We start from the raw sequence: 25,439 nt of genomic DNA, 5'->3' as shown, positions 1-25,439 counted from the left end.
CTGTTGGTTGATTTAACGCCGGAGCTACGGGGTACCCGGTTTAGTGCGCCGCCGAATCCATTTCTCAACCTCGATAACGATATAGATGATCAGGGAAGCGGCGATGATGACACCCCATTCCCCAAGCCCTATGGGCTGGCTGTGGAAGGCCATGTTCATCGCCGGCAGGTAGGTGAACAGGAACTGCAGAATGATCATCAGTCCCACCCCCCACAGCAGCCAGCGGTTGCTGAACATGCCGATACTGAAGAGAGAGTGGCGCAGCGAGCGGCAGTTGAACAGGTAGAACAGCTCGCCGAACACAAAGACGTTGACCGCGCAGGTGCGGGCCTTCCCAAGGCTGCTCCCCGCGGACAGTTGCCACTCGAACAGTCCGAACGACCCTGCAAGCAAGAGCACCCCGACAATGGCGATTCTCAGGCCCAGTTCAGCGGTCAGGAGCGGCTTGGCCGGGTCCAGGGGGGGGCGCTGCATGATCCCCGGCTCCTTCGGTTCGAACGCCAGCATGAGCCCCAGCAGCACCGCCGTGGTCATGTTGATCCAGAGGATCTGCACCGGCAGGATCGGCAGCTGGACCCCGGCAAACACCGCAGCCAGAATCACCAGTCCTTCGCCCAGGTTTGTGGGCAGGGTCCAGGTGATGAACTTGACCAGGTTGTCGAAAACGCCGCGCCCCTCTTCCACCGCCGCCTCGATGGAGGAGAAGTTGTCGTCCGTCAGCACCATGTCCGCCGCCTCCTTGGAGACTTCGGTGCCGGTTATCCCCATGGCCACGCCGATGTTTGCCTGGCGCAGCGCCGGTGCATCATTGACCCCGTCTCCGGTCATGGCAACAACCTGGCCGCTGGCCTGCAGAGCCTCCACCAGGCGCAGTTTCTGCTCCGGCGCAACCCGGGCGAAGACCGCTGTCCGCTCCGCGGCAACGATCAGCTCCGCGTCGGAAAGGTGCGCCAGCTCGCCGCCGTTCAGGGCCGGAGGCTGGGCAGCGCCGTCACCCCCGCCGTTCAGCCCTATCTGGCGGGCAATGGCTGCGGCGGTTATGGCGTGGTCGCCGGTAATCATCTTGACCCTGATCCCGGCGGCCTGACAGATCCTCACCGCCGCAATGGCCTCATCCCTGGGCGGATCGATCATCCCCTGAAGGCCAAGGAAGGTCAAGCCAGTGCTCACATCATCGTGCCGTAGCTGCCGGACGCCCCCAGTCGGTTCCAGTCGGGCAAAGGCCAGCACCCGCAGCCCTTTGCCCGCCATCTCCTCGGCCCGGCGGTGGCACTGGTCAACATCAAGCCGTATCGTCTCCCCCGAGGCGGACAGGGCCTGACTGCAGCGCGGGAGCAGGCTCTCTATGGCTCCCTTCAGATAGACGACGTTTCGTTCCCCGTCACCATGCAGGGTTGCCATGTACTGGTACTGTGACTCGAAGGGGATGGCGTCACGGCGGGGGAGCTTCTGGGTCATCACTTCCCGCTCCAGCCCCGACTTTCCTGCGGAAACCACCAGGGCTGCCTCCGTGGGGTCGCCCTCCACTTTCCATTCCCCGTCCGCCCTCACCAGAACGGCATCGTTGCAGAGCAGTCCGGCCAGCAGGCACTCCCGCAGGGCCTGGCACTGCTCGGGAGAAACCTGCTCGCCATTGCGGCTAAAGGCCCCCTCCGGTTCGTAGCCGCTGCCGGAGACCAGATACAGTTCGCCGCCGGCGTGGATTTCCTGGACCGTCATCTGGTTCTGGGTCAGGGTTCCGGTCTTGTCGGAGCAGATCACCGTCGTGCTCCCCAGTGTCTCCACCGCGGGGAGTTTGCGGATGATGGCGTTGCGTTTGGCCATCTTGGAAACACCGATGGCCAGGGTGATGGTGACCGCCGCCGGAAGCCCCTCGGGTATGGCTCCCACCGCCAGGGCAACCACGGCCATGAACATGTCAAGCCATGATTCACCCCGTAACACTCCTACAACAAAGGTGACCGCCGCCAGGCCCAGGATGACGTATAGGAGCAGGCCGCTGAAGCGCGCGATCTTGCGGGTAAGCGGGGTGGCCAGTACATCGGCGGAGGCGATCAGTTCGTTGATGCGGCCGATTTCGGTCTGGTTGCCGGTGGCGATGACCGTTCCGGTGGCGACACCATAGGTGACCAGGGTGGATGAGTAGGCCATGTTGCTGCGGTCGGCCAGCAGCGTGTCGTGGGTCAGCACGCCGCTCTGCTTGTGCACCGGGACCGATTCTCCGGTCAGGGTCGATTCATCAATCTGCAGCTCCCTGGTGCTGATCAGCCGCAGGTCCGCGGGGACTTTGTCGCCGGACTGCAACAGGACGATATCCCCCGGAACCAGTTCCGCTGCCGGAACCTGGCGCCGCTCCCCGCTCCGCACAACGGTCGCGGCGCTGGTCAGGGAACGGGAAAGGGCTTCGATGGCCTTAACCGCCTTTGCCTCCTGAATGAAGCCGATAACCGCATTGACGATAACCACCCCGAAGATGACCCCCGCATCGACCCATTCCCGGAGAAAACTGGTAATCAGGGCGGCAGCCAGCAGGATATAGACCAGCGGCTGGTGAAACTGCAAGAGAAACAGCACCAGCGGGCTGGTGCCCTTTTTCTGGGTGATCCGGTTGGGGCCGAACTGTTCCAGGCGGTGGGCAACCTCGAAGCTGTCCAGCCCCTTTTCCGGAGAGGTTTTGAGAAACTCGAATAGTTCCGTTTCCGGCAGATGGTGCCAGTGCTCCTCCAGGATCTCTTTCACGGTTGTACTCCTCTTTCGCACGCATGGTGTCGTTGCGGCCTGTTCGATGACTTAAGGGGGTAAGTATACCATGGCTCCCTTCCTACCGCTCTTCCGCCCTGTCCACCTTTCTGCCGCAGCAGGGGCATACCCCGCCGACGGGCGGGGGGCGCATCATCTCGGTGGTGACGATACCGGTGGGTACGGCGATAATGCCGTAGCCGATCACCATCAGCAGTGATGCTACCATCTGCCCCAAGGACGTTCTGGGAGCTATGTCGCCGTAGCCGACGGTGGTCATGGTGACGATAGCCCAATAGATGCTTTTGGGGATGCTGGTAAAACCGCCCTCTGACCCCTCGATCAGATACATCAGGCTGCCCACGAATACCACGATGGTCACCACCGTGGTCAGGAAGACCGTGATCTTGTAGCGGCTGCGTTTCAGCGCCAGCCAGAGGTTGCTCCCCTCTCCCATGAACTGGACCATCTTGAGAACCCGGAAGATGCGCAGCACACGAAGGATACGCACCGTGCTGAGCAAGTGCAGGCCGGGAAGGAAGAGGCTGGCGTAGCCGGGGATGATGGCCAGCAGGTCAACCATGCCGTAGAAACTCAAGGCATAGCGTGCGGGTCGGCGGGCGCAGTAGAGCCTGAGCAGGTACTCGATGCTGAAGAGGACGGTAATCAGCAGTTCTCCCCCCCAAAACCAGGAACCCCATTGCTGGTGCAGTTCCGGTATGCTGTCCAGCATCACCAGCAGTACCGACAGCAGGATGAAGACGATCAGGGTCAGGTCAAAGGCCCTGCCTACCCGTGTGTCGGCCTCGAATATGATGACGTAGAGCTGTTCGCGTATTCCGCTGAACTTGTCAGTCATGTTTGTCTCCGCTTGCCGAGCACCCTTCCTTCACCCTCCTGTCCCATTCTCCTGCTGCTCCCAGTTCGTCGCACACGCTTTTTTCCCAGAGCGGTGTGCCGCTGAGATAGGCTGCCCGCCCCAGCATGTGGGCCGCGATCGGCGCGGTCAGCAGGGTGAAGGAAATGATGGCGATTACTTTTCCCGAGACGGGCGTGCTGTCAAAGAAAAGCGCGACCGCCGCCAGGATGAAGCTCGCCCCCAGGGTGGATGCCTTGGATGCGGCTGAGAGGCGCATGTAGATGTCAGGCATCCGGACTACCCCAATGGCTGCCACCAGGATGAAAAAGGTGCCCGCCCCCATTATAAAGACGACGATGTTCTCATGCATTGCTGCTGCTCCTGTTCAGATAGTAGGCGAATGCCACGGTTCCCAGGAAGGTTATCAGGGCCAGCACAACTGCCGCGTCCAGGTAGGATGGCTCGTTGCTTGCCACGGAATAGACGGCGGAGATGGAAATGATGACGGTTGCCATCAGGTCCAGGGCCACTACCCGGTCCGGCAGACTCGGACCTCGGACGACCCGGTAAAAGGAGATCAATAGCCCGGCCCCCAGCAGGGGCAGGATAATCAGGGTGACGCCGTCGCTCAGGGTCATCGGAATACCTCCATAACACGCCTTTCAAAGCCGTTTTTGATTTCTCTCACCAGGTCTGCCGGATCATCGACGTACATGGCGTGCACGTAGAGCGTCCGCCGGTCGTCTGAGACGCTCAGGCTCAGGGTCCCCGGCGTCAGGGTTATTAGGGTCGCCAGCAGGGTGATCTGCGGGTCGCTCTCCAGGTCGAGGGGGACCGCCACGATGCCGGGGGTCATGTGGTGGCGCGGAGTCAGCACGTCGTGGGCCACCCGCAGGTTGGCGATTACCAGTTCGCGCAGGAAAAAAATAACGAAGCCGGCAATTGCCAGCAGCTTCCTCCGGTAGTCCGCCGAATTCTGGTCCTGACGGCCGATCCAGAGTACGCACAGGCCGAAGCAGAGGCCGGTAAACAGCCCTCCGACGCTGAAGGAGCCGGTCAGGGCCATCCAGGCCAGCCCCAGCAGGATGTTGGCCAGAAAAACGGTCACGGTCGCACCCCCAGGACGGCGGTGATATAGCCGGCTGGTTCCAGCAACTGGCCGGCGGCAACAAGTGCCAGCCGGAAGAACGGTTCGGCGCCCAGTCCCATCGTCACCGATACCAGCGCCAATGCCAGGGCCGGTGCGTACAACTGCACGCTGGAGAGAACGGGCATGGGGCGCGGATCCGTTTCCTCCCCGGGAGGACGTGTCTTCCAGAAAGCCTCATTCCAGATCTTGGTCATGGAGAACAGCGTCATGAGGCTTACCAGCAGGGCCACCAGGGTCAGCAGGTAGTGCCCATGGCCCAGGCTTGCCGTTATCAGGGCCAGTTTGGCCCAGAATCCGGACAGCGGCGGCAATCCGGCCATGGAAAGCGCCGGCAGCAGGAAGATCGCCGCCAGAAACGGCCGCTGATGGTACAGGCCGCCGGAGCGGGGCAGTTCGCTGCTGCCTGTCAGGCGGGCCACGATGCCCGTTGTCAAAAAGAGAGCGGATTTCGCGGCGATGATGTGGGCCATGAAGAATATGGTGCCGGCCAGAGCCAGCGGTGTCATGAGGCCCAGCCCCATCAGCAGGTACCCGATCTGGCTCACGATATGAAACGACAGCAGGCGCCGCATCTCGTACTGAACCATGGCGCCCAGAACTCCGATCAGCATGGTCAGGCCCGCTGCCGTCAGTATGATGGCCTGACCGGCAATTGCCTCCTGAACGAAGATCAGGGTGAATATCCTGATCAGAACATAGATACCGACTTTTGAAAGCAGCGCCGAGAAAAGGGTCGTCACCGCAATCGGCGCGGTGTGGTAGGAGGCGGGCAGCCAGAAATGAAACGGAAAGACCGCCGCCTTGACGCCAAAGGCGCTGAAGAGCAGGGCCGCTATGATCGGTACGGTGCCAGTATGTTCCGTTTCGCGCAACTGAACCGCCACATGGGCCATGTTGAGGGTGCCGGTTACGCCGTAGAGCAGGCCGATTCCTGCCAGAAAGAAGGCCGAAGCGGTCAGGTTGAGGGCTACATACTTGATGGCGCCCTCGATCTGTTCCCTGCGCCCCCCCAGGGCCAGCAGCACGAAGGAAGAGATCATCAGCACCTCGAACCAGACATAGAGGTTGAAGAGATCAGCGGTGAGAAACGAACCGCAGACCCCCAGCAGGAGGACCTGCAGCAGGGGGTGGTAACCGAGCGATTCCTGGCCTGCATCCGCGTCGGTCAACGAATAGACCGATACGGCCAGTCCCATGAAGCCGGTTGCGGCTATCATCAGGGCGCTGAAACTGTCGGCGACCAGGGTAATGCCGAAGGGAGCCGGCCAGTTTCCCGCCTGGACGCTCAGAATCCCCTTTCCGCGCACCTGCGTCAGTAGGCACAAGCCGGCCACCAGCAGGGATGTCGTTCCGCAGACCCCCAGCATGCGTTGCAGGTTCCTCCTTCTCCAGGCCAGGAGTCCCGCGGTCGCGGTGGCAAGCGGGATCAACAGCGGTACAAAGAGCAGGTTATTCATGGAGCTTCTTCTCCGACACCCGGTTTTCCGTGATCATTTCGTCCTGGTCGTCGCTTCCCACCGTCTGGTAGACCCGTTTGATCAGTACCAGAGCAAATGCCTGCACCCCGAAGCCGATCACGATGGCGGTCAGGATCAGGGCCTGGGGAACGGGGTCGGCGACGGGCGTCAGCGGAGCAATTTCTTCCAGCGGAATATGGGGAGGTCTGCCACGGGTCAGTCTTCCCACGGTGAAAATCAGCAGGTTGGCTGCGTTTCCCAGCAGGGCCAGACCGAAGACCATCTTGACGATGCTCCGCCGCACCATCAGGTACATGCCCGTGGTGTACAGTCCGGCAATGACCACCGCCAGTACGCTTTCCATTCACTCCTCCATCAGCGTGAAGATAATCAAAAGGGCAATCCCAACGACCAGTACATACACTCCTGCGTCGAACAGGAGCGGTGTGCCGACGTGGCCGATACCCGGAACCGGCACGCTGCTCCAGGCGGCGGTGAGAAAGGGAAGCCCCATGGGGAGCGAGAGCAGTCCGCTCGCCAGCGCCATCAGCAGACCCGTTGCGACCAGCCGGAGGGGATCCACCCGCAGCAGCCGGCGTCCCTCCTGCTCCCCGTGGGCCAGACTGTAGAGCGCGAAGGCGGCCGCCGCCACCAGTCCTCCCGCGAAGCCCCCCCCAGGCTCGTTGTGCCCCCGCAGCAGCAGGAAGAGGGAGAACAGCAGCATCAGTGGTAGCAGGATCCGTATGGCGGTGGCAAGGATCAGGGAATACATGGTTAGCTATCCTCCCCGGACCGTTTCTTCAGCAATCCGTATACCCCCAGGGCCGCTACCGCCAGGACGGTGATTTCTCCCAGCGTATCCAGGGCACGGAAATCCACCAGGATGACGTTGACCACGTTCCGTCCATGTCCAGCGGGCAAGCTTTGCCGGAGGAACCAGTCGCCGATGTGGGGGAACATCGGCCGGGAGACCGCCATCAGTACCAGCAGGCCCATGGCGCAGCCGATGGAGAGGGACACCAGCAAATCCCGCAGGCGGGACAGGGGTGAAGAGAGGGGAGTGAAGCGGGGCAAGCGGTACAGAACCAGTACGAACATGATGATAGAGAGTGTCTCGATGCAGAACTGGGTCATTGCCAAGTCCGGTGCTCCGAAGATGATGTAGATCAGGGCTACGCCGTACCCCACCGTGCCGAGGGCAGCCACGGCGGCCAAGCGCGATCTTGTGGTGGCCGCCATCAGGGCGCCTCCCAGAATGACGGCTGCGGTCAGCCATTCGTGGAGCCCGCCGTCGGGACGTTGCGGTGTGGGCAGGGAGGCCGGCCCTGAGATGAGTGCAAGGCACATCAGGCCGACCGCGCCCCCCACTACGGTCATGAGGTAGTGACGCAGACGACCGTTCTGCAGAGACGCTGTCAGGACAGCAGCGAGCCTGGGCAGGCCTTCGAGCATTCGTGCGTACAGCTGTTCCGGTCCCCACAGCTTGGTGCCGTCCAGCGACGGCAGCCGTTTTATGAGCGGGATGCGGCCGACGGCAATGGCAAGGCCCGCAACCAGGGTGAGCAGGCTGAGCACGAGGGGCGGGTTGATTCCGTGCCAGAGGGCCAGTGCAACGGGAACAGGGGTGGCGAGCGTCGTTTCCACCGCCGGCGCCACCAGCCAGTGCCCGAACGGAGCGGGAAACAGCCCGATCAGAAGGCCGGCCAGGGCAGGGACAAGTACGGGGAGCCAGAGATGCGCCTCCACCCGGTGGGGGGGCGGGCCCGGCTCTTTCCGTTTGCCGAAAAAGGGGGCATAGCCGGCCATTAGCGCTGCCACGATTGCCAGGGCGTTTGCGGTTGTCATGAAAGCTGTGGTCAGCACCGGCCAGAGGGGAGCTTGGAGCGTCGTTTCATAGAGCAGCTCCTTGGCGATGAAACCGGCCAGAGGGGGCAGTCCGGCCATGGACAGTGCTGCAATGAGCGCGCCCGCCGCCACCCAGGGGATGCTTCCGGCCAGTCCCCCCAGGCGGGATATGGCCCGGCTTCCGACGGAATGGTCTACTGCCCCGGCAGCCAGAAACAGGGCGCTTTTGTACAGGGCGTGCACCGGCAGCAGGAGCATGGCGGTCGTGACGGCCAGCGGGGTTCCCAATCCCAGCAGCAAGGTCAGGGTACCCAGGGCGCTGACGGTGGACCAGGCCAGGATCTGCTTCAGGTCGTCGCGGAGAATGGCTGTTGCCCCTCCCAGCAGCATGGTCGTGGCTCCGACCAGGGTCAGGCAGACGAACCACTCTTTGGTGCCGCCCACTACCGGCGCAAGGCGCGCCAGCAGATAGATTCCCAGTTTGACCATGGTGGCCGAGTGCAGATAGGCGCTGACCGGGGTAGGTGCGGCCATGGCGCCCGGGAGCCAGAAATGGAAGGGGAACTGGGCCGACTTGGTAAACGCACCGCTCAGTATCAGCAGCAGCATGGCCAGGTAATGGGGATGGGCTCGCAGCACGTCTCCGCTGGCCAGAATGGTTTTCAGATCCATGCTCCCCGTGGCCCGCCCCATCAGGACTATCCCTGCCAGCAGGGCCAGTCCCCCGGCGCCGGTGACCAGCAGTGCCTGGAGCGCGGCGTCGCGTGAAGCCCTGTTTTCGTGCTCGAAGCCGATCAGCATGAAAGAGCAGAAGCCGGTCAGTTCCCAGAACATGAAGAGGGTCAGCAGGTCTCCCGCCAGCACGGTTCCGAGCATGGCTGCCATGAACGCCAGGATCAGGCCGTAAAATCGGCCCAGATGGCGATGGTGGCGCAGGTACGAAGAAGCATAGATCAGCACAATGGTGCCGATGCCGCTGATCAGCAAGGCGAACAGGATGCTGAGGCTGTCCATGGCCAGGATACAGGTGACTCCCAAGGAGGGAATCCAGGCGTAGCTCTCCTGCTGCACCGCGCCCGATGCCGCTGGTCCGGTCCGAGCCAGGAAAAAGCAGAACAGGGCCAGCGGCGGGAGCCCCCACAGCCATCCGGCCCGACGGGGGATGAGCTGATGCAGCAGTGGGGCGAGAAGAGCCGTCCCGAAAGATGTCAGCAGAGCAGCCAGCATGGACATGAGGTTCTCCCTCGGTGTTGGTGGTTCAAGGCTGTCGACCCTCGCTCGCGTCGTGCCGGGCGGTGTTTCGTCAAAATGGCTGAGAGGATTCCGATGCGTGGAGAACAGCAAATGCCTACTACTATAGCAGACCTGCGCTTGGCCGCGAGTCGCCTGATCTGTGGCTTCGCCCCGATTCGTACCTGTATGAACTGCAGGTGTCCGGAAAACCGGGAGACAGTGTCAGGTTCGCAGGCCCCATGGGATACCTGTCCAGCGGAAGAGTGTTTGAACCTTGAAAAAGCGGCTGCATGCTGAAAACACTTTGGAAAAACAGCTGATTACGGCGAAAGAGCCTGGTGCTCTCGCTATGGTGCCCCGACTGCCTGAAATGCCACGGGAGATACAGGCTTGGGGGCATGGGGCGGTGAAGGGACGTCTGGCATTGGAGCTACGCTTGAGACGGCGGGGGGGAAACACGGAGAGAGCAGGAGAGGGGATACCTGTGCCTGATGCGTGGACGTGCGGGGTAGTGATGTGTGCAAGGGACGTGGCTGAAAAGATGGCCGAGACTCTCCTTTTTACCCCTTGATGGTCTCAAGCATCTTTTCCGCCACATCCCTGCCGCTGATGCTGTAGCTGCCCGCGGCCAGCTGTGCCCTGATTGCCGCGATCTTGTCCCGGCGGGCCTGGTCTTCGTCGGCGACCTCGCTACTCATCTGTCCGGCTGTTGCTGATATGTCGACGCTGAAAGCTGTCTCATTCGTCCTGTCTGGAGCAGGGGAATGACCGGATGTGCGCGCGGCGGTTTTCGTCTGATCTGTTTCCCGTGTTCCTGCCGGGGTAATGGGGGTGTTGTCGATTTTCATTGCCTGTTCCCGCTCTCCACTGGGATGGTCTCGTGCTTCTGAGTTCCCTTCGACAGTTTCCCTGACAAACTTTACAACGAATCCGCGTCTCTTGCCGGACAGATGCGTTCATCGCCCGGGGATCAGTTGGCGGGAACGCTCTGGCTCAGGTCCAGTTCCCGCACCGCTCCGAAGGTCGTCAGCGGTTTGTCGAAGCTTTTCGCGTCCCCAATCACCACGATCTTGAACGCCTCCGGTTTCAGGTATGTGCGGGCTGCGGAGAGCACGTCCCGCTTTGTCACCCGGGCGATGCTGTCGCGGTAGGTCTCCAGGTAGTCGATCGGATAGCCGTAATACTCCAGTCTGGCCCGCTGGATTGCCACGGCCGCCGGGGAGGTGAAACCGAACATGAAGGAGTTGATGATGTACTCCTGCGCCGACTTCAGCTCCTGGTCGCTGACCTCCTCCCGGGTCATGGTGGTGATGATCTCCCTCATCAGGGAGATTGCCTTTGCGGTGCTCTCGGCCTTGGTTTCGGTTTCGGCGATGAAGCTGCCGCTGAAGCGGCGGCCGATGTCGAAGTGGCTGCCGGCGCTGTAGGCCAGCCCCCGGTTGGTGCGGATCTCCATGGTCAGGCGCGAGGTGAAACTGCCCCCCAGGATGTAATCCAGGATGCGTACGGCGTGGATGTCCGGATCGTCCTTGGTCGGTCCCAGGTGTCCCATGCGGATCACGGACTGGTTGACCGATTTCTTGCCATGGAGAACCTCCGGCCTGAAGATGGCAGGGGGCTGGGGAATCTTATCCACGCTCAGGGGAGCGGTGGGGCGCCTCGGGCCGAAAACCTCGTTCAGTTGGCGGATCAGGGCGGTGCGCTCAAAGTCGCCGGACACGGCCAGGATCATGTTGTCCACGCGAAAGAAACGGCGGTGAAAGTCAACCACCTCCTGGCGGGTGATGGCCGTGACCGATGCAAAGCTCGGCACCGCCCCCAGGGGGTGCCCGGCGTAGATGGCCCTGGCAATCTCCCGATCGGCGATTTCCTTGGGATCGTCGTTCTGGCGGCGCAGCCCCTCGATCATCTGCCTGCGGATCAGCTCCAGGCGCTTGTCGCAGAAATCGGGATGCAGCAGCACGTCGCGGAAGATGCGCAGCGTCTGGTTGAAATTCCTGGTCAGGCTGCTTAAGGAGACCGTCCCCATGTCTTGGGCGATAGCGCTCTCAACGGTTGAAGCCATGAACTCCAGTTCGTCGTCCATCTTCTCCGCAGACATGCCAGCGGCGCCGCCGTTGCGCATGGCGCTGCCGGTCAGCGTGGCCAGGCCGGATCTGTTGGCTGGGTCGTAGACCGAGCCGGTGCGCACCAGCGCGGTCATGCTGATGATGGGCAGTTCCCTGTCGGCCAGCAGGTAGACCGGCATGCCGCAGGTAAGGACGATTCGTTCAGCCCTGGGTATCTGGAAGCGCAGTTCCGGAAAGCTCATGCTGCGGGGATCGGCTTTCCCCCCTTCGGCGGCAAAGACAACTGCAACCGTGCAGAGCGACAGGCAGAGGGCGAGGATAATTCGTTTCATTTCTTTACATCCCCCTGTGTGGTGATGAAACCGACCATGCGGTTCTCCCTGCTGAAGTAATGGTTGGCCACCCGCCGGATGTCGGCCGCAGTGACCGCCGCCACCCTGTGTCGGTATGCGCTCATGTAGCGCCAGCTCCCGGTCAGGGCCTCGAATTCGGTCAGGTTGCGTGCCAGCCCTCCGTTGGTGCCCATGCGCCGTGCCTCCTCGAACTCGATGCCGTTGAGCACGCGCTTGAGTTCCCGCTCGCTGACCGGTTCGTTCTTCAGGCGTTCCAATTCGGCCAAGATGGCCTGCTCCACCTCATTGACCGTATGGGGGGCGCGGGGATCGGCGTTGATCACCAGCAGGTTGGGATAGCGGCTCCCGGGGGCGTCGAACACCGCCACGTCACTGGCCAGCTGGTCCTCGATGACCAGTTTCCGGTACAGCCGCGAGGTGCGGCCATGGCCGAGGATCGTGGCGATGACGTCGAAGACGTAGTCATCGGCTGCGCCGATGGCCGGCTTGTGGAAGCCGACCATGAGTGTTGGCTGGGAGTCTGCCATCAGCTCGATGCGCCGTTCACCCCCCTGTTTCGGCTCTTGGGTCGTGACCGGGGCAGGATTGCTGCCCGGTGAGATGGCGCCGAAATAGCGCTCCACCAGGGCAATGGTGGCCCGCGGGTCGATGTCGCCCACGATGGCCACGATGGCGGACTGGGGGCCGTAGTAGTCGCGGAAGAATCGCTCCGCCTTGCCGCGGGTCAGGTTCTCGATGTCCGACATCCAGCCGATGGTGGGCTGGCCGTAGGGGTGGGCCAGGTAGGATGAGGCCAGGAAGGTCTCCCACAGCCTGCTCACCGGGTCGGCATCGTAGGAGCGGCGGCGCTCCTCCATGACCACCGCCCGCTCGGTGTAGAACTCGCGCAGCACGGCGTTTTGCATCCGGTCCGATTCGATGGCCGCCCACAACTCCAGCTTGTTGGAGGGGAGGCTGATCAGGTAGGTGGTGCCGTCGCGGCTGGTGAAGGCGTTGTAGCCCACCCCACCGTTTTTGGAATAGAGCTCGAAAAACTCATCCTTTATGGCGTACGTTCCGGCCTCGGCCTCCAGCTCCGCCAGTTGCCGCGTCAGCTGGTCAATCCTTTTCGCATCGCCCTTGTTCTGCTTGGCCTTCTCGGCGATCAGGGCCTGGCCGGTCTGCTCGATCCTGTCCAGAAGCGGCTTCTCGGCGGCGTAATCTTTGGTTCCCAGGGTGGTGGTCCCCTTGAAGAGCATGTGCTCCAGCAGGTGGGCGATGCCGCGCTCGTCGCTCTTCTCGTCCACGCTCCCCACCCGGAAGCGTATCCAGGCAGCCACGGTGGGCGATGTGTGCCGCTCGACCATCAAGAGCTTCATGCCGTTCTTCAGGCGGTGCTCCACCACCTTCTCCTCCAGGGGAGAGCGGGGGGCGGTCGAAGCGGCTTTCGTGGGCTCGGCCGGAGGCGCGGCCTGGAGCGTGCCGGTGAACAGGCAGAGGGCGGTTGAAAGGGCGATCAGTAGACGCATGGATGCTTCCTCGAGTAACGCTGTCGGTTAGAAGAGCGAGAATTTCACATAGCGGCCCGGGTTCTGCTTGATGTCTTTAATCAGCAGCTCCACGGAATCCACCATGCGGTTGACCCGCTCGTAGAGTTCCTTCTCGTTGATGGTCTTGCCCAGTGTGCCGCTGCCGTTGTTGATGCGGCCGGTGATCTCCTCGATGGTCTTGATCGAGCTGTCGGCGCGGTTGATCAGGGAGAGTCCCCTGTCGTACAGCTCGCGATCGCTGACCAGCATGCCGATGGTCCCCTCCGGGGAGGTGAGCTTGCGGTTCAGTTCGCGCACGTCGCCGGCGGCCTGCACGCTGGTGTCGGCCAAGAGCACCAGCTTGGCGTAGAGGGTTTCATCGTGGATCAGCTTGTTCAGGGTCCCCTCGGATTTCTGGATGTCCTGCAGGGTCTGGTCGGCGCGGTTCAGGATGCTGACCAGACGGTTGTACGGTTCAGGGTCTCGGTTGAGTCTGCCCAGGGTTCCCTGGCCCCGGTTGATGGTGATGGTCAGCTCGCTCAGTTCGCTGGTCAGCTTGACGATGTTGGAGTACAGGGCCGGGTCGTTGGCCAGTTTGCCCAAGGTTCCCTTGCCCTGGGTGATGCTGTCCACGATCGTGTTCACCCGGTCGAAGGTGGTTCCCGCCTTCTGCACCACGTCGTCCAGCTTTGCCGTGGGGGCGCCGCGCAAGATTTGCGGCGGGGTGGTGGAGTAGAAGCGGGAAGGGATGATGTCAACATACTTCTCCCCCATCAGGCCCCGGGTCTTGATGGTGATCCTGGAGTCGGGGCCGATCTTGCGCAGTGCCTCGTGTTCGGCCTCGATGAAGATGGTCACCTCGTTGGAACGTTCCGGGTCGACGAACTCCACCGCCGTCACAACCCCCACATCCACCCCGGCCAGCCAGACCGGCGCACCGTCCTTGAGTCCGGCCACGTCCTCCATCATTACCTTGAGCTTTCCCTTGGGGGTGAACATCTTGGTCTTCTGCCCCATCAGCAGCACGCCGCCTGCGATGAACAGCAGCGCCAGGAAGATGAAGACGCCGGCGCGCACCTGTGCCCAGCCTATTCTGTTGCTTCGTTCCATATCATATCCCGTACTTCTTTTGTGTCATGCGAACAGCGACTGCTCGGTGGGCTCCAGGAATTCCCGCACCTCCGCGATGTCGCAGGCCCGTATCTCGGCCTCGCTCCCCTCGAACAGCATGCGCGCCTGGTGCAGGAAGGTGAAGCGGTCCGAGGTGGCGAAGGCGGTGGCCAGGTCGTGGGTGACCATCAGGGTGGTCTTGCCCTCGGCCTGCAAGCGCTGCATCAGGTTGCGGATGTTGTAGACCCCGATGGGGTCCAGCCCGGTGGTCGGCTCGTCGAAGAAGATGTATTCCGGGTCGGCGGCCAGGGCCCGGGCGATGGCCACCCGCTTCTTCATGCCGCCGGAGAGTTCCGCCGGATACAGGTTCAGGGCCTGCTCCACTCCCACGAAGCTGAGCTTTTCCACCACGACCCGCTCGATCTCCGCCATGCTCAGGCGTCCCTCCTCCAGCAGGCGGTAGCCCACGTTCTCCCCCACGGTCATGGAATCGAACAGCGCGCCCCCCTGGAAGACGATGGCGATGCATTTGCGCAGCTCCATGTAGCTTGATTCGGGGAGGCCGGTGATGCACTGATCGCCGATGAAGACCCTGCCCGCGGTGGGCTTCAGAAGCCCCAACAGCAGTTTGAGGATGGTGGTCTTGCCGGCGCCGCTGATCCCCAGGATGGTGCGGTTGACCCCCCGTTCCAGCCGGAAGTCGAAATCCTCCAGGATCGTGCGTCCCCCCACGGAGTAGCAGAGCTTTTCCATGCGGATGGAGTCGGCGCAGCTCATGGGAGTGAGGTTCCCCCCATGGCCAGGATGATCTCCCCCTGCTCCGGCGTCACCGGCTGGATGGAGAGGCGGCTCCTGTTGACCAGCGGCATGGCCTCCAGGAGCGGATTGGCCTTTATCTGCTCCAGGCTGACCTGCCGCGTCATCTCCTTGAGATAGCGGACATCCACCATGTACCAGATGGGATTGGCTGGAGATGATTTGGGGTCGAAGTGCTCTCCCTCGGGGTCCAGGGCGGTTGTGTCCGGGTATCCCTCCCGCACCACGGTGGCCAGACCCACGATGGCCGGTTGCGGGATATTGCTGTGGTAGAACAACACCAGGTCGCCGACTTTGACGGTGTCGCGCAGGTAGTTGCGGGCCTGGAAGTTGCGCACCCCGTCCCAGGGCTCGGTCATGTTCGGGCGGTTTTTCAGGTTGTCGAACGAAAAACAGCCCGGTTCGGTTTTAAACAGCCAGTAGTTCATCTGCTCCCCGTTACTGCTCGTAATGCGTCCCCATGCCTTTGTTCATCCCCCTTCAAGGGGGAGGAATTTCTGCCCGCCGCATCAGCGCGACATCAGCGCGAATACACCCCAGCCCAGGTATTCTCTCGTGTAAGTGGCATGGCGCACGGGTTCCGAGGTCAATTGGGCTCGAACCTCACTGAACAATTCGTCGCCGGGATTGGCTGCAAGCCATCGGCGCATGGTGAGCCATTTGGCCGCTTCGTATCTGTCCCAGCCGTCCTGGTCGGCCAGAACCATTTCAACCACGTCGCAGCCGAGGCGTCCGAAGGACGCGATAAGTTCCGGCAGCGTGAGAAAGTCGGAGATCGAGGTGGCGAGGCACCCCCTGGCAACCTCTTCCGTCGGCGGTACCTGCCGCCAGTAGGGCTCGCCGATGAGGATGATCCCTCCGCTCTCCAGGCTCCGCGCCAGAAGCTCGATGGTTCCGGCGACTCCCCCGCCGATCCAGGTGGCGCCGACACAGGCTGCCACACCGACCTTGTCGTCCGAGACGTAGCCTGCGGCATCATCATGGATGAACCTGACCTGATGGGCAACGCCGAGTTCTTCAGCGCGGAGCTTCGCCTGCTCGGTGAACAACGGGCTCATGTCGATGCCGGTGCCGATGATGCCGTAATCGCGCGCCCAGGTGCAGAGCATCTCCCCCGAACCGCTGCCGAGGTCGAGCACCTGGGTCCCTGTTTCCAGACGCAGCGCCTCGCCGAGGGTGGCGAGCTTTTCGGATGTGAACGGGTTATGGATGCGGTGAGCGCTTTCGGTGATGGTAAAGATCCGTGGGATGTCCATTTCGGGAAATCTCCTTAGGGGTGTTAATGGATTCAGTCACGCTCCAACGTTAGAGAGTACAGCGGCCAAGACCGCTGTTACGCTTGGTTGGCGCATCATCCTTCCGTTTAAGCCTTGGCTCTGCCAGAGGCTTACTCCATGGTCTTTGCAATGGCGGACTACGTATTATGAAATCGATTTTCCTGGACCGCAAGAACCTGGAAATTGCCAACCCATATGAGTAACTGAATCGACAACGGCGCAAACCAAGCCAACAGTATGCCTCTGAACTTGATTTAAGAAGTTAATATCGACAGCAGTTTTAAAGACTTTCTTTTGACAATTTACGAAGAAAGGAATTGACGCACCAGCAGCGTCTGGCGAGCGCCATGAACCATGACAGAGGACGTTTCGAATTTTTGAAACCTCATGTAGATCATGAAGCAATTCGTCAAGGTTGGAGATTGTTGTTGAAGGATGCTCTCGCACGGCCTTGTCGTAGCTTTTGATTAAATTGCCAAGTTGATCAGTAAAAGCATGTTCAAGTGTTGGAAACCACTTAGCATAAGCTTCTTCGATTTCGTCTTCTCGGTATGGCTTAGTTGCGGTAAACGAAAAAATCGCCTTACCCAGTATCTCTTCTAGAAACCCAAACGTGGCAACGGTTCGGCCAAGGGCTTCCCAGAACTTTGCCTCATGCAAATGAGTTGGATATAGCTCGGGCAAACCACCCTGATCAACAACGTATCTCTTTTCCGCCTCATCGCTCATATGTGTTTTCACCTGTTTTCGACGACCAACGGGCATGGCTTTGACCTGCCTTATTTTCGGGTAGGTCGGGAAAGCGGCGGGGTCAGGCATTGAAGGCTTGAACTTACGAATCACTTTCAAATCTTCAATGCTTGCCCGTACTTTGTTTCTCCATTTAACCCTGCCGATACTTCAGCTATACCCCTTAGGCCCCTCCCTCACCACGTTCAGTTCCGCCAGATCCCGCTCGAATATCTCGCACAGGTTGAGCTGTACCCCTGGCAGGGATACAAGCGGTAGTTCCCCGTGCCACGGGAAAACATCCGCCCGGCCGTACCTCCCCTCCACCAGGCGGTAACGCTCCACCAGATCGCCCATCGGGTCAACCAGCAGATATTCCGGAACACCGAAACGCTCGTACAGCTCCAGCTTCAGCTTCCTGTCCATGAAGGTGCTGGAAGGGGAGAGTACCTCCATGACCAGGTCCGGCGCGCCCTGGATGTTGGCGTCGGTGATCCTGTTGTTGTCGCAGACCACCAGCACATCGGGCTGAACGATGTTGTAGTCGTCAAAAACCACATCGGTGGGGGCGATGAAAGAGATGCATGATCTGCCTTTCAACTTCTCCCGAATCACAGCATACAGGTTGCCGGTCACCCTCTGGTGCCTGATGTTCGGGGCTGCCGACATGCGGAAAGCCTGACCGTCAATGAGCTGCCAGCGCTCCTCCTCCGGCCACTGCTTGTACTCGTTCCACGAAAAGCGCTGCGTTTTTTCCTCCGCGGGAAGGGTCATGGTCTCAAGCCTCCTTGTAATCCGGGAAAAACGGTTACCTGAACGCCACGAAGATCTTGGAGATGAAGAAGTCTGACACCAGGATGGTGACCGATGAGAGCACCACCGCCTGCTTGGCCGCCGCCCCCACACCCTCGGCGCCGCCGCGGGTGTTCAGGCCGACATAGCAGCCGGTGACGGCGATGATCAGCCCGAAGAAGAGCGGTTTGACCAGCCCCTCGATCAGGTCCTGGAAGACCATGAACTGGGAGAGGCCGCTCACGTACATGATCGGGTTGATGCCGTACCCGGCCGACATGACGTATCCCCCCACCAGCGAGATAACATCCGTGGCCACCGTCAAAAGCGGCATGGCCAGCAGCATGGCCTTCAGGCGCGGGGTTGCCAGGCGCTGGATGATGTCGGTCCCCTCCACCCGCATGGCATCCACCTGTTCGGTGACAACCATGGTACCCAGTTCGGCGGTGATGGCCGACCCGCCCCTGCCGGCCACCATCAGCGATGCCAGCACCGGCCCCAGTTCCTTGATCATGGTGGCCGCAACCATGCCGCCCACATAGCTGGTGGCGGCGAACGGTTTGAGCTGGATCAGGGCCTGCAGCGCCATGACCATGCCGGAGAAAAGGCCGGTCAAAAGGCAGATGAACAGGGAGGCGAAGCCCAGTTTGTCGAACTGCACCACGAATTCACGGTAGTAGGAGGGGCGCCGGAAGATGCGTGCCAGCATCCCCCCTCCCAGGCTGAAATAGCTCTGCAATCCGTGGAAGAAGCGGATCAGCACCCTGTCGACGACGATGATGTTCATGGATCAGAGCGCGGCTTCCAGTGCCTCGCGCGCCTCGTTGATGAAGATGAATTCCAGATCGTTGCGCACGTTGTCCGGGATGTCTTCCAGGTCGTCGCGGTTGCGCTCCGGCGCCACGATCTTCCTGACCCCGGCCCGGTGGGCCGCCAGCACCTTCTCCTTCAACCCGCCGATGGCCAGGACACGGCCGGTGAGGGTGATCTCGCCGGTCATGGCCACGTCGCGCCTGGCCGGCTTTCCGGTCAAAAGCGACACCAGTGCCGTGACGATGGTCACCCCGGCAGAGGGGCCGTCCTTGGGGATGGCACCGGAGGGGACATGGACGTGGATGCCCCGGTTCTCGAAGGCGGATGGCTCGATGCCGAAATCGACCGCATGGGCCTCGATGTAGGAGAGGGCCGCCCGGGCAGACTCCTTCATCACGTCTCCCAGGGAGCCGGTCAGGATCAGCTCCGCCTTGCCCGGCATGCTGGTGACCTCCACAAAGAGGATGTCGCCGCCGGACTCGGTCCAGGCCATGCCGGTGACCACGCCGATGCGGTCGTTCTCGGCAGCCACTTCATTGTGGAACTTGCGCGGCCCCAGCAGTTCCGCCACCACCTCGGGGGTTATGGGGGTGCGCAGCGGCTTCTTCTGGGTGATCTCCTTGGCCACCTTGCGGCAGATGGTGGCGATGGTGCGCTGCATGTTGCGCACTCCCGCCTCCCTGGTGTAGTCGGAGACGATCTTGACGATGGCGTTGTCCAGGAACTCTGGCTGCATCTCCTTCAGCCCGTTCTCTTCGATCTCGCGCCTGACGATGAAGTTGCGGGCGATGTGCAGCTTCTCCTCGGTGCTGTACCCGGCCAGGCGGATGACTTCCATCCTGTCCTTGAGCGGGCCGGGGATCGGGTCCAGCTGGTTGGCGGTGGTGATGAACATGACCTTGGACAGGTCGAAGGGGACGTCCAGGTAGTGGTCCTGGAAAGAGAAGTTCTGCTCCGGGTCCAGCACCTCAAGGAGCGCCGAGGCCGGGTCGCCGCGGAAGTCCTGGCCCAGCTTGTCGATCTCGTCCAGCATGAACACCGGGTTGTTGCTGCCGCAGCGGAAGATCTCCTTGATGATCCGGCCGGGGAGCGCGCCGATGTAGGTGCGGCGGTGGCCGCGGATCTCGGCCTCGTCCCGCATGCCGCCCAGGGAGATGCGCACGAACTTTCTGCCCAGGGAGCGGGCGATGGACTTGCCCAGGCTGGTCTTGCCCACGCCCGGCGGGCCGACGAAGCAGAGCACCGGCCCCTTCATGTCGTCCTTCAGCGAGCGTACCGCCAGGAACTCCAGGATGCGCTCCTTGATCTTCTTCAGGTCGTAGTGGTCCTCGTTGAGGATCTCCTCGGCCCTGATGATGTCCAGACTGTCAATGGTGGAGCTGTTCCAGGGCATGCCGGCCAGGTAGTCCAGGTAGGTGCGCGACACGGTGTACTCGGGGGAGGCCTGGTTGATGCGCTCCAGCCGTTTCAGCTCCTTGACGGCTATCTTGTGCACATCCTCGGGAAGGCCGGCCTCTTCGATGCGTTTGCGTAGGTCGTTCATATCCGCGGTGCGGGCATCCTCCTCGCCCAGTTCGTCCTGGATATGCTTCATCTGCTCGCGCAGGATGTATTCCTTCTGGTTCTTGCCGACCTTGCGGTTGACCTCGGTGTTGATCTCGCTCTTGACCTGCAGGCGCTGGACCTCGTTGGTCAGGTAGACGTAGACCTTCTTGAGTCGCTCCAGGGGATCGGTGGTTTCCAGCAGCTCCTGGAGCCCCTCCAGCGGCAGGTTGACGTACAGTGCCACCAGGTCCGAGAGGCGGGCCGGGTTGTCGATGTAATCGATCATCTTCATCACGTCGTCGGGCAGCGGCTTGCCGTGGGAGAGGGAGATCTTCAAGAGGGCGTTCAGGCTTTGCACCAGGGCGTCGGAGACCATGCCCTTTTCGACGAATTCCCGCACCAATTCGCAGTGGGCCTGGGGAACCGTCCCGGAGGTGTCCAGTTCCAGGATCCGCAGCCTGTTCAGCCCCTCCATGGTTACCTTGAACTTGGTGTCGCCGATCTTGGTGATCTTGGTGATCCGGCAGAGGGTGCCGATGGAACGGTAATCGAGTGTCTGGCCGTTGCCTGTGGCATCGCCGTTGCGCAGGACGACCGCCACCAGGTTCTCCTGGGTGCTGGCCATGGAGAAGGTCAGCATGTCACGCTCGTCCACGAAGAGCGGGAAGATCATGTAGGGGAAGGGGACGATTTCTTTCTGCAGGAAAACGGGGAGCTTTTCGGGTAGTTCCATGTCGGTGTAGGGCATAGGGGGTCCTGGTGTGCGTATGTAATGTTTTGATTGATTGTTATGCGGTGTACCGGTTTGTCGGGGGCGATTATGACGCTGGTTCCCGTCAGTATGCGGGAGCCTGGACTGACCGTGGGGGATACACGCCTGTCGTCTCGGGTATGCATTCTTCGGGCCGAGCGCGCCGGTCGCAAAACTCTAGCATGTTTTTGGCCACAATTCAAAAGAGTAAACGATTACAGGGGACGTCCCTCTCTGACCTGGCTCCTGACCAGTCGCACCGGAGCCTGCGAACCGGCCAGGTCGCGGTAGAGCAGGGTCAGGAAGCGCACCGTGACCAGGCGGTGGATCAGCGCCTGGGTCAGGCGGTAGAGCCAGAAGCGCACAGGGGAAGGGGAGGGGCCGCCCAGGATCAGCGGACAGAAGTCGCACAGGAGCAGGGAGACCCTGATCCCCTCGGGGGTGTCTTCCACACCGAAGCGCAGTTCGCCCCGGTGGCACTGGTGGGGCTGGACCAGTACGCCGCCGCGGATGCGCAGCATCGACAGCCCCTCGTGGGAGTCATCCTGAGGGAGGAAGCTGATCAGGCTGATGGCGCTGTTGAGCAGGCGGAATTCCACTCCTGCCGGCGTGGTTGTCGGCCGGATCAGGGTCAGGGTGCAGGAGCGGATGTATTCCAGGTAGCGCTGCTGGATGGTCCGGGGGGTGAGGCCGCGGGCGATGTCAGGGGAAAAGACGCTCCACTGGATGGAGAAGACTGAGGAGTCTTCCTCCAGCACCTGCTGGCAGGCGATCGTCTGTGGCCGGGAGCGGAACATGGTCTATCTGGTCAGCCGCTGGATCAGCGCCGTGTGCCGGGGATAGCGGCCTGACAGCTCCTGCCGATCGGCCATCTGGAAGTCGGCGAAGTCAAATCCGGGCGCCACGGTGCATCCCACCAGGGAGAAGTCGCCCAGGGTCTCTGCGCCGAACCAGCAACCTGCCGGGACAACGGCCTGGAAAAGCTCCCCCTTTTCCGCATCGCGGCCGAGCAGAATCCGGCGTTGTTCCCCCTCGGGGGTGATCATGTGCACCCAGAGCGCGGCTCCCTCATGGAAATGCCAGATCTCGTCGGACTGGATGCGGTGCAGGGCCGATATCTCCCCCCGCTGCAGCAGGAACAGAATGGCGGTGGCGAAGCAGCGTGCCCCCCCGAAGCGCTCCGGCAGGGCAGGGGCGGGGATGGTTTCGGCCGAGCGGTAGGTCTCCCGGAACCAGCCCCCTTCCGGGTGGCGGGTAAGAGCGAGGGTTTCGATCCAGAACGGGGCGTCATGGTGTGAATTGTGTGGGCTCATGGGGACTTCCATCTCCCTGATTGTTCTCTGTGGACCTGAAAGAATGGACGCTACAGCAGTTGTATCTCCAGCGCCCGCATGATCAGCATCTCCTGGCGGAAGCGTCTGGCCAGTTCCTTCCGGTAGGTCTGCCACCACTCCCGCTCCAGGGTGTCGCTCATGATCTCGTAGATCACGATCTCGTCGCGGATGGTCTGAGAGGGGGTCTCCCGCCAGAGCCCCTCGGCCGGCGAGCGGAGGTAGGCGGTGATGCCACCGAAACGCTCGGTCAGTTCGTCCCGCACACGGCTGTAGTCCCGTTGGGGAAAGGGGTTGCCGCCGTTGTCGTACAACGGCAGGAGGATCTGGATCAGGTGCATTGATGCTGCCCCTTGAAAACTCTCTGCGGACACCAGCCGCAGCCGGATGAAAGGTACAACTCGAAGCGGAGTTGGAGCATTTTTGGCAACTGACGCGAATACGGCAATCTGTTTTGTGCCGGCTACCGTTACGGCAGCGCCCTTGATTCCAGGAACGCGGTCAGTTCCGGGAGCGCGTCGAAGACCATGTCCGGTGCCGCTTCCTCGATCTCTTCGCGGCTGCCATAGCCGTAGGTGACCGCTGCCGTCAGTATACCATTACCCCTGCCGCCCAATATGTCGTGGCAGCGGTCGCCGACCATCAGCGTCGTTCTCGGGTCTAGATTCTCGGTGTGGAGGATATGGGCGATCAATTCCCCCTTGTTTGTGAAGCGGCCGTCCAGTTCGCTGCCGTGCACGCCATGGAAGAATTGGGTGAGGTCGAAGTGGTCGAGAATCGGCACGGCGAAGACCCTGGGTTTGGCTGTGGCCAGAAAGATGCGCAGTCCCGCGTCCCTGGCTTTCTCCAGGGCGGGGATGCTCTCCGGGTAGAGTTCGTTCTCATACATGCCGGTGTGAGAGTAACGTTCCCGGTAAAGGGCCAGGGCCTGGTCAAGGAGCGCGTCGTCGCTGGTGTTCATCAGGCGCGAGAAGGAGTCCCTGAGGGGCGGGCCGATGCACCAGGTGAGATGGTCTTCGTGCGGCGGGGTCAGGCCGAGCCTTTCCAGGGAAAACCGGATGCAGCCGGTTATCCCGGCCTTCGGGTCGGTGAGTGTTCCGTCGAGGTCGAAGAGGATGGTGGTGATGGTCATGTTCTCTGTTCCAAATCCAGGGAGTACAAAGGGGGCAGGTGGGCATTTGTCAGCGAATGTCCAAATGTCCAAATGTCCAGTCTGACCCGCAGATGCTCCTCTACATATTTGTTTTCTTTGCTGCCTCATCTTCAAGCATCTGAGTCATTGACACGGCATGGCTGTTCTCTGCTGTCTTCCGCCCCTGTGGGACGCTCAAGCCATAGCATACTTTCGATGCTTGGCATAGCCTCATGTAGTTGCCCCATCATCTGCCCGATTTTATATTGCATTCACGCCTCCCCTATGGCACGTTTCCCCCACTTCCGGAGGAACCGCCCGTGCCCTACACACCCCGCCTGTTCGCCATCGGTGACATCAACGCCTTCTTCGGCCTGATGCTGGACAATCTCAGCGACCTGGTGATCATGGCGGCCATCCTTACCGGCGTCTTCGGCATGCCACGCGACCTGGTGCTGGGCAGGATGCTGCCGGGAAGCGCCATGGGGGTGCTGGCCGGGGACCTGCTCTACTCCTGGATGGCCTGGCGCCTGGCCAAGCGCAGCGGGCGAGACGACGTGACCGCCATGCCCCTGGGGCTGGATACCCCCTCTTCCTTCGGCATGGCCTTCGGCGTCATCGGCCCCTGCTACCTGGCCACGAAGGATCCCCTCCTGACCTGGCAGGTAGGCATGGCGGTGATCGTCATGATGGGGCTCTTCAAGATAGTTGCCTCCTTCTTTGGACCTCTCCTGCGGCGATTGATCCCCCGGGCCGGCCTGCTGGGGAGCATCGCTGCGGTGGCGCTTTTGCTCATCGCCTACCTGCCGTTCCTCAAGCTGTTCGCCTCGCCGGTGGTCGGCTTCCTCTCACTGGGGATCGTCTTCATCTCGCTTTTGGCCCGCTTCAGGCTGCCCCTGCGCCTGCCCGGCGCCCTGGCCGGCATCCTCTGCGGCGTTGTCGCCCACTACCTGCTGGGCGCCTTCGGCCTGCTTCCCCACGGGATGGAGGCTCTGCCTCCCCCGCCGGAACTGGCCTTCCACCTGCCGCTCCCCACGTTTGAATTCCTGGCCGGCATGACCCGCGGACTGACCTACCTGCCGCTGGCTATCCCCTTTGCCCTGGCCACGGTGGTGGGCGGGGTGGATGTGACCGAGAGCGCGGCGGTGGCCGGCGACGACTACAACACCCGCGACATCCTGCTGGTGGAGGGATTCGCCACCCTTGTGGCCGGCATGTGCGGCGGGGTGATCCAGTCCTGCCCTTACATCGGCCACCCGGCCTACAAGGAGATGGGGGGACGGGCCGGCTACACCATTGCCACGGCGCTCTTCATCGGCCTGGGGGCGGTGTGCGGCTACCTCTCCTTCTTCGTGGGGCTCCTTCCCGAGGCTGCCGTGGCGCCGATCCTGATCTTCATCGGCATCGAGATCATGGCCCAGGCCTTCGAGGCCACGCCGCGCCAGCATTTCCGGGCCGTTGCCATCTCCTTCATCCCGGTGGTGGCCTGCCTGGTCTCCATCCAGTTCAACCAGCTCTTGTCCGGATTGGGGAAGAGCGTCTCCGATTTGTCCGGCGAGCTGCTGGTCAGCTACACCGCCACCACGGTCCTGGGCAACGGCTTCATCGTCACCTCGCTCTTGTGGGGGGCGGCCTTCGCCCATGTGCTGGACCATTGTCCCGGCCGGGCGGCCGGGTATCTGCTGGTCTGCGCCCTGCTTACCCTGTGTGGCGCCATCCATTCGCCGCTCCCCAGCGGCGCGCTCTTCTCGCCGCTGCAGCCGCCATCGCCCCTGGTCTGGCATCTGGCAGCCGGGTACCTCCTCATGGCCCTGACCTTTGCCCTCCTGGATGCAGGCAGGGGCAGGCAAAAAGCATGGCAGGCCGGTCGCGGGTAACGCATCGGAATAGCGTCAGAAGTCCGTCTGCTCATGGGTGCCTGTCCGGTATG

General features: G+C 61.9%; 25 protein-coding genes. 1 reads left to right on the top strand and 24 read right to left on the bottom strand.

Going from position 1 to position 25,439, the window contains the following annotated elements; translation table 11 throughout:
• Nucleotides 1-24: 24 nt before the first annotated feature.
• The 24 genes from PPRO_RS16060 to PPRO_RS15940 all read right to left on the bottom strand — a co-directional run bounded on the left by PPRO_RS16060 (nt 25) and on the right by PPRO_RS15940 (nt 23,509).
• Nucleotides 25-2,739 (bottom strand): cation-transporting P-type ATPase, encoded by a 2,715-nt coding sequence (locus PPRO_RS16060; RefSeq protein WP_011737038.1) that lies wholly within the window; start codon nt 2,737-2,739, stop codon nt 25-27.
• Between the two features lie 82 nt (nt 2,740-2,821).
• Nucleotides 2,822-3,598, bottom strand: coding sequence for an ion transporter (locus PPRO_RS16055; RefSeq protein WP_011737037.1), 777 nt, complete (start codon nt 3,596-3,598; stop codon nt 2,822-2,824).
• On the bottom strand, nt 3,591-3,968 hold the full coding sequence (gene mnhG / locus PPRO_RS16050; RefSeq protein WP_011737036.1) for a monovalent cation/H(+) antiporter subunit G: 378 nt from the start codon (nt 3,966-3,968) through the stop codon (nt 3,591-3,593). Before mnhG ends, PPRO_RS16055 begins: the two co-directional genes overlap by 8 nt.
• Nucleotides 3,961-4,236 carry a cation:proton antiporter gene (locus PPRO_RS16045; protein WP_011737035.1) on the bottom strand — a complete coding sequence of 92 codons (276 nt, stop codon included), beginning with the start codon at nt 4,234-4,236 and terminating at the stop codon, nt 3,961-3,963. Before PPRO_RS16045 ends, mnhG begins: the two co-directional genes overlap by 8 nt.
• Nucleotides 4,233-4,706, bottom strand: a complete 474-nt coding sequence (locus PPRO_RS16040; protein WP_011737034.1) for a Na+/H+ antiporter subunit E — start codon at nt 4,704-4,706, stop codon at nt 4,233-4,235. Before PPRO_RS16040 ends, PPRO_RS16045 begins: the two co-directional genes overlap by 4 nt.
• Nucleotides 4,703-6,205 (bottom strand): Na+/H+ antiporter subunit D, encoded by a 1,503-nt coding sequence (locus tag PPRO_RS16035; protein ID WP_011737033.1) that lies wholly within the window; start codon nt 6,203-6,205, stop codon nt 4,703-4,705. Before PPRO_RS16035 ends, PPRO_RS16040 begins: the two co-directional genes overlap by 4 nt.
• A complete protein-coding gene (locus PPRO_RS16030) occupies nt 6,198-6,569 on the bottom strand; it encodes a Na+/H+ antiporter subunit C (RefSeq protein ID WP_011737032.1) in 372 nt (123 codons plus the stop codon). The genes PPRO_RS16035 and PPRO_RS16030 overlap by 8 nt, the downstream gene beginning before the upstream one ends.
• Nucleotides 6,570-6,977, bottom strand: coding sequence for a Na+/H+ antiporter subunit B (locus tag PPRO_RS16025; RefSeq protein WP_011737031.1), 408 nt, complete (start codon nt 6,975-6,977; stop codon nt 6,570-6,572).
• A 2-nt stretch (nt 6,978-6,979) separates the two neighbouring features.
• Complete coding sequence (locus tag PPRO_RS16020; protein ID WP_011737030.1) at nt 6,980-9,283, bottom strand: putative monovalent cation/H+ antiporter subunit A; 2,304 nt, start codon at nt 9,281-9,283, stop codon at nt 6,980-6,982.
• A 560-nt stretch (nt 9,284-9,843) separates the two neighbouring features.
• Nucleotides 9,844-10,131, bottom strand: coding sequence for a flagellar biosynthesis anti-sigma factor FlgM (flgM, locus tag PPRO_RS19775; protein ID WP_011737029.1), 288 nt, complete (start codon nt 10,129-10,131; stop codon nt 9,844-9,846).
• 122 nt (nt 10,132-10,253) lie between these two features.
• Nucleotides 10,254-11,684: a M16 family metallopeptidase gene (locus PPRO_RS16005; protein WP_011737028.1), complete on the bottom strand. Its 1,431-nt coding sequence runs from the start codon at nt 11,682-11,684 to the stop codon at nt 10,254-10,256.
• A complete protein-coding gene (locus tag PPRO_RS16000; protein WP_011737027.1) occupies nt 11,681-13,213 on the bottom strand; it encodes a M16 family metallopeptidase in 1,533 nt (510 codons plus the stop codon). The genes PPRO_RS16005 and PPRO_RS16000 overlap by 4 nt, the downstream gene beginning before the upstream one ends.
• A 27-nt stretch (nt 13,214-13,240) precedes the next feature.
• Nucleotides 13,241-14,323: an MlaD family protein gene (locus PPRO_RS15995; protein WP_011737026.1), complete on the bottom strand. Its 1,083-nt coding sequence runs from the start codon at nt 14,321-14,323 to the stop codon at nt 13,241-13,243.
• 24 nt (nt 14,324-14,347) lie between these two features.
• A complete protein-coding gene (locus tag PPRO_RS15990; protein ID WP_011737025.1) occupies nt 14,348-15,100 on the bottom strand; it encodes an ABC transporter ATP-binding protein in 753 nt (250 codons plus the stop codon).
• The gene (locus PPRO_RS15985) at nt 15,097-15,567 is read right to left on the bottom strand and encodes an EVE domain-containing protein (RefSeq protein ID WP_011737024.1); all 471 of its coding nucleotides are present in this window, start codon (nt 15,565-15,567) and stop codon (nt 15,097-15,099) included. The genes PPRO_RS15990 and PPRO_RS15985 overlap by 4 nt, the downstream gene beginning before the upstream one ends.
• Before the next feature lie 81 nt (nt 15,568-15,648).
• A complete protein-coding gene (locus PPRO_RS15980) occupies nt 15,649-16,395 on the bottom strand; it encodes an SAM-dependent methyltransferase (protein WP_011737023.1) in 747 nt (248 codons plus the stop codon).
• A gap of 165 nt (nt 16,396-16,560) precedes the next feature.
• Entirely contained in the window at nt 16,561-17,259 is a 699-nt protein-coding gene (locus PPRO_RS15975; RefSeq protein WP_198138295.1) for a hypothetical protein, read from the bottom strand.
• Between the two features lie 57 nt (nt 17,260-17,316).
• Complete coding sequence (locus PPRO_RS15970; protein ID WP_011737021.1) at nt 17,317-17,919, bottom strand: Uma2 family endonuclease; 603 nt, start codon at nt 17,917-17,919, stop codon at nt 17,317-17,319.
• Nucleotides 17,920-17,953: 34 nt separating this feature from the next.
• Nucleotides 17,954-18,724, bottom strand: a complete 771-nt coding sequence (locus PPRO_RS15965) for an MlaE family ABC transporter permease (RefSeq protein ID WP_011737020.1) — start codon at nt 18,722-18,724, stop codon at nt 17,954-17,956.
• Between the two features lie 3 nt (nt 18,725-18,727).
• Nucleotides 18,728-21,043, bottom strand: coding sequence for an endopeptidase La (gene lon / locus PPRO_RS15960; protein WP_011737019.1), 2,316 nt, complete (start codon nt 21,041-21,043; stop codon nt 18,728-18,730).
• Between the two features lie 218 nt (nt 21,044-21,261).
• On the bottom strand, nt 21,262-21,843 hold the full coding sequence (locus tag PPRO_RS20640; RefSeq protein WP_011737018.1) for a hypothetical protein: 582 nt from the start codon (nt 21,841-21,843) through the stop codon (nt 21,262-21,264).
• 3 nt (nt 21,844-21,846) lie between these two features.
• Complete coding sequence (locus PPRO_RS15950) at nt 21,847-22,359, bottom strand: cupin domain-containing protein (protein WP_011737017.1); 513 nt, start codon at nt 22,357-22,359, stop codon at nt 21,847-21,849.
• Between the two features lie 50 nt (nt 22,360-22,409).
• Complete coding sequence (locus PPRO_RS15945) at nt 22,410-22,718, bottom strand: hypothetical protein (RefSeq protein ID WP_011737016.1); 309 nt, start codon at nt 22,716-22,718, stop codon at nt 22,410-22,412.
• Between the two features lie 128 nt (nt 22,719-22,846).
• Nucleotides 22,847-23,509 (bottom strand): HAD hydrolase-like protein, encoded by a 663-nt coding sequence (locus PPRO_RS15940; RefSeq protein WP_011737015.1) that lies wholly within the window; start codon nt 23,507-23,509, stop codon nt 22,847-22,849.
• Between the two features lie 320 nt (nt 23,510-23,829).
• Between PPRO_RS15940 and PPRO_RS15935 the strand changes: the two genes are divergently transcribed.
• The gene (locus tag PPRO_RS15935; protein ID WP_011737014.1) at nt 23,830-25,386 is read left to right on the top strand and encodes a SulP family inorganic anion transporter; all 1,557 of its coding nucleotides are present in this window, start codon (nt 23,830-23,832) and stop codon (nt 25,384-25,386) included.
• Nucleotides 25,387-25,439 lie beyond the last annotated feature (53 nt).

Source organism: Pelobacter propionicus DSM 2379 (genome assembly GCF_000015045.1).
In the GTDB taxonomy this organism is placed as follows: domain Bacteria; phylum Desulfobacterota; class Desulfuromonadia; order Geobacterales; family Pseudopelobacteraceae; genus Pseudopelobacter; species Pseudopelobacter propionicus.
Note: the sequence above shows the minus strand (reverse complement) of the source record. Positions and strands in the feature narration are given on the sequence as shown.

Coding starts and splice junctions, on each gene's coding strand:
- PPRO_RS16055 (WP_011737037.1), bottom strand. CDS start 3,598: ATGACTGACAAGTTCAGCGGAATACGCGAACAGCTCTACGTCATCATA.
- mnhG (WP_011737036.1), bottom strand. CDS start 3,968: ATGCATGAGAACATCGTCGTCTTTATAATGGGGGCGGGCACCTTTTTC.
- PPRO_RS16045 (WP_011737035.1), bottom strand. CDS start 4,236: ATGACCCTGAGCGACGGCGTCACCCTGATTATCCTGCCCCTGCTGGGG.
- PPRO_RS16035 (WP_011737033.1), bottom strand. CDS start 6,205: ATGAATAACCTGCTCTTTGTACCGCTGTTGATCCCGCTTGCCACCGCG.
- PPRO_RS16030 (WP_011737032.1), bottom strand. CDS start 6,569: ATGGAAAGCGTACTGGCGGTGGTCATTGCCGGACTGTACACCACGGGC.
- PPRO_RS16025 (WP_011737031.1), bottom strand. CDS start 6,977: ATGTATTCCCTGATCCTTGCCACCGCCATACGGATCCTGCTACCACTG.
- PPRO_RS16020 (WP_011737030.1), bottom strand. CDS start 9,283: ATGTCCATGCTGGCTGCTCTGCTGACATCTTTCGGGACGGCTCTTCTC.
- flgM (WP_011737029.1), bottom strand. CDS start 10,131: ATGAAAATCGACAACACCCCCATTACCCCGGCAGGAACACGGGAAACA.
- PPRO_RS16005 (WP_011737028.1), bottom strand. CDS start 11,684: ATGAAACGAATTATCCTCGCCCTCTGCCTGTCGCTCTGCACGGTTGCA.
- PPRO_RS16000 (WP_011737027.1), bottom strand. CDS start 13,213: ATGCGTCTACTGATCGCCCTTTCAACCGCCCTCTGCCTGTTCACCGGC.
- PPRO_RS15995 (WP_011737026.1), bottom strand. CDS start 14,323: ATGGAACGAAGCAACAGAATAGGCTGGGCACAGGTGCGCGCCGGCGTC.
- PPRO_RS15990 (WP_011737025.1), bottom strand. CDS start 15,100: ATGAGCTGCGCCGACTCCATCCGCATGGAAAAGCTCTGCTACTCCGTG.
- PPRO_RS15985 (WP_011737024.1), bottom strand. CDS start 15,567: ATGAACTACTGGCTGTTTAAAACCGAACCGGGCTGTTTTTCGTTCGAC.
- PPRO_RS15980 (WP_011737023.1), bottom strand. CDS start 16,395: ATGGACATCCCACGGATCTTTACCATCACCGAAAGCGCTCACCGCATC.
- PPRO_RS15970 (WP_011737021.1), bottom strand. CDS start 17,919: ATGACCCTTCCCGCGGAGGAAAAAACGCAGCGCTTTTCGTGGAACGAG.
- PPRO_RS15965 (WP_011737020.1), bottom strand. CDS start 18,724: ATGAACATCATCGTCGTCGACAGGGTGCTGATCCGCTTCTTCCACGGA.
- lon (WP_011737019.1), bottom strand. CDS start 21,043: ATGCCCTACACCGACATGGAACTACCCGAAAAGCTCCCCGTTTTCCTG.
- PPRO_RS20640 (WP_011737018.1), bottom strand. CDS start 21,843: ATGTTCCGCTCCCGGCCACAGACGATCGCCTGCCAGCAGGTGCTGGAG.
- PPRO_RS15950 (WP_011737017.1), bottom strand. CDS start 22,359: ATGAGCCCACACAATTCACACCATGACGCCCCGTTCTGGATCGAAACC.
- PPRO_RS15945 (WP_011737016.1), bottom strand. CDS start 22,718: ATGCACCTGATCCAGATCCTCCTGCCGTTGTACGACAACGGCGGCAAC.
- PPRO_RS15940 (WP_011737015.1), bottom strand. CDS start 23,509: ATGACCATCACCACCATCCTCTTCGACCTCGACGGAACACTCACCGAC.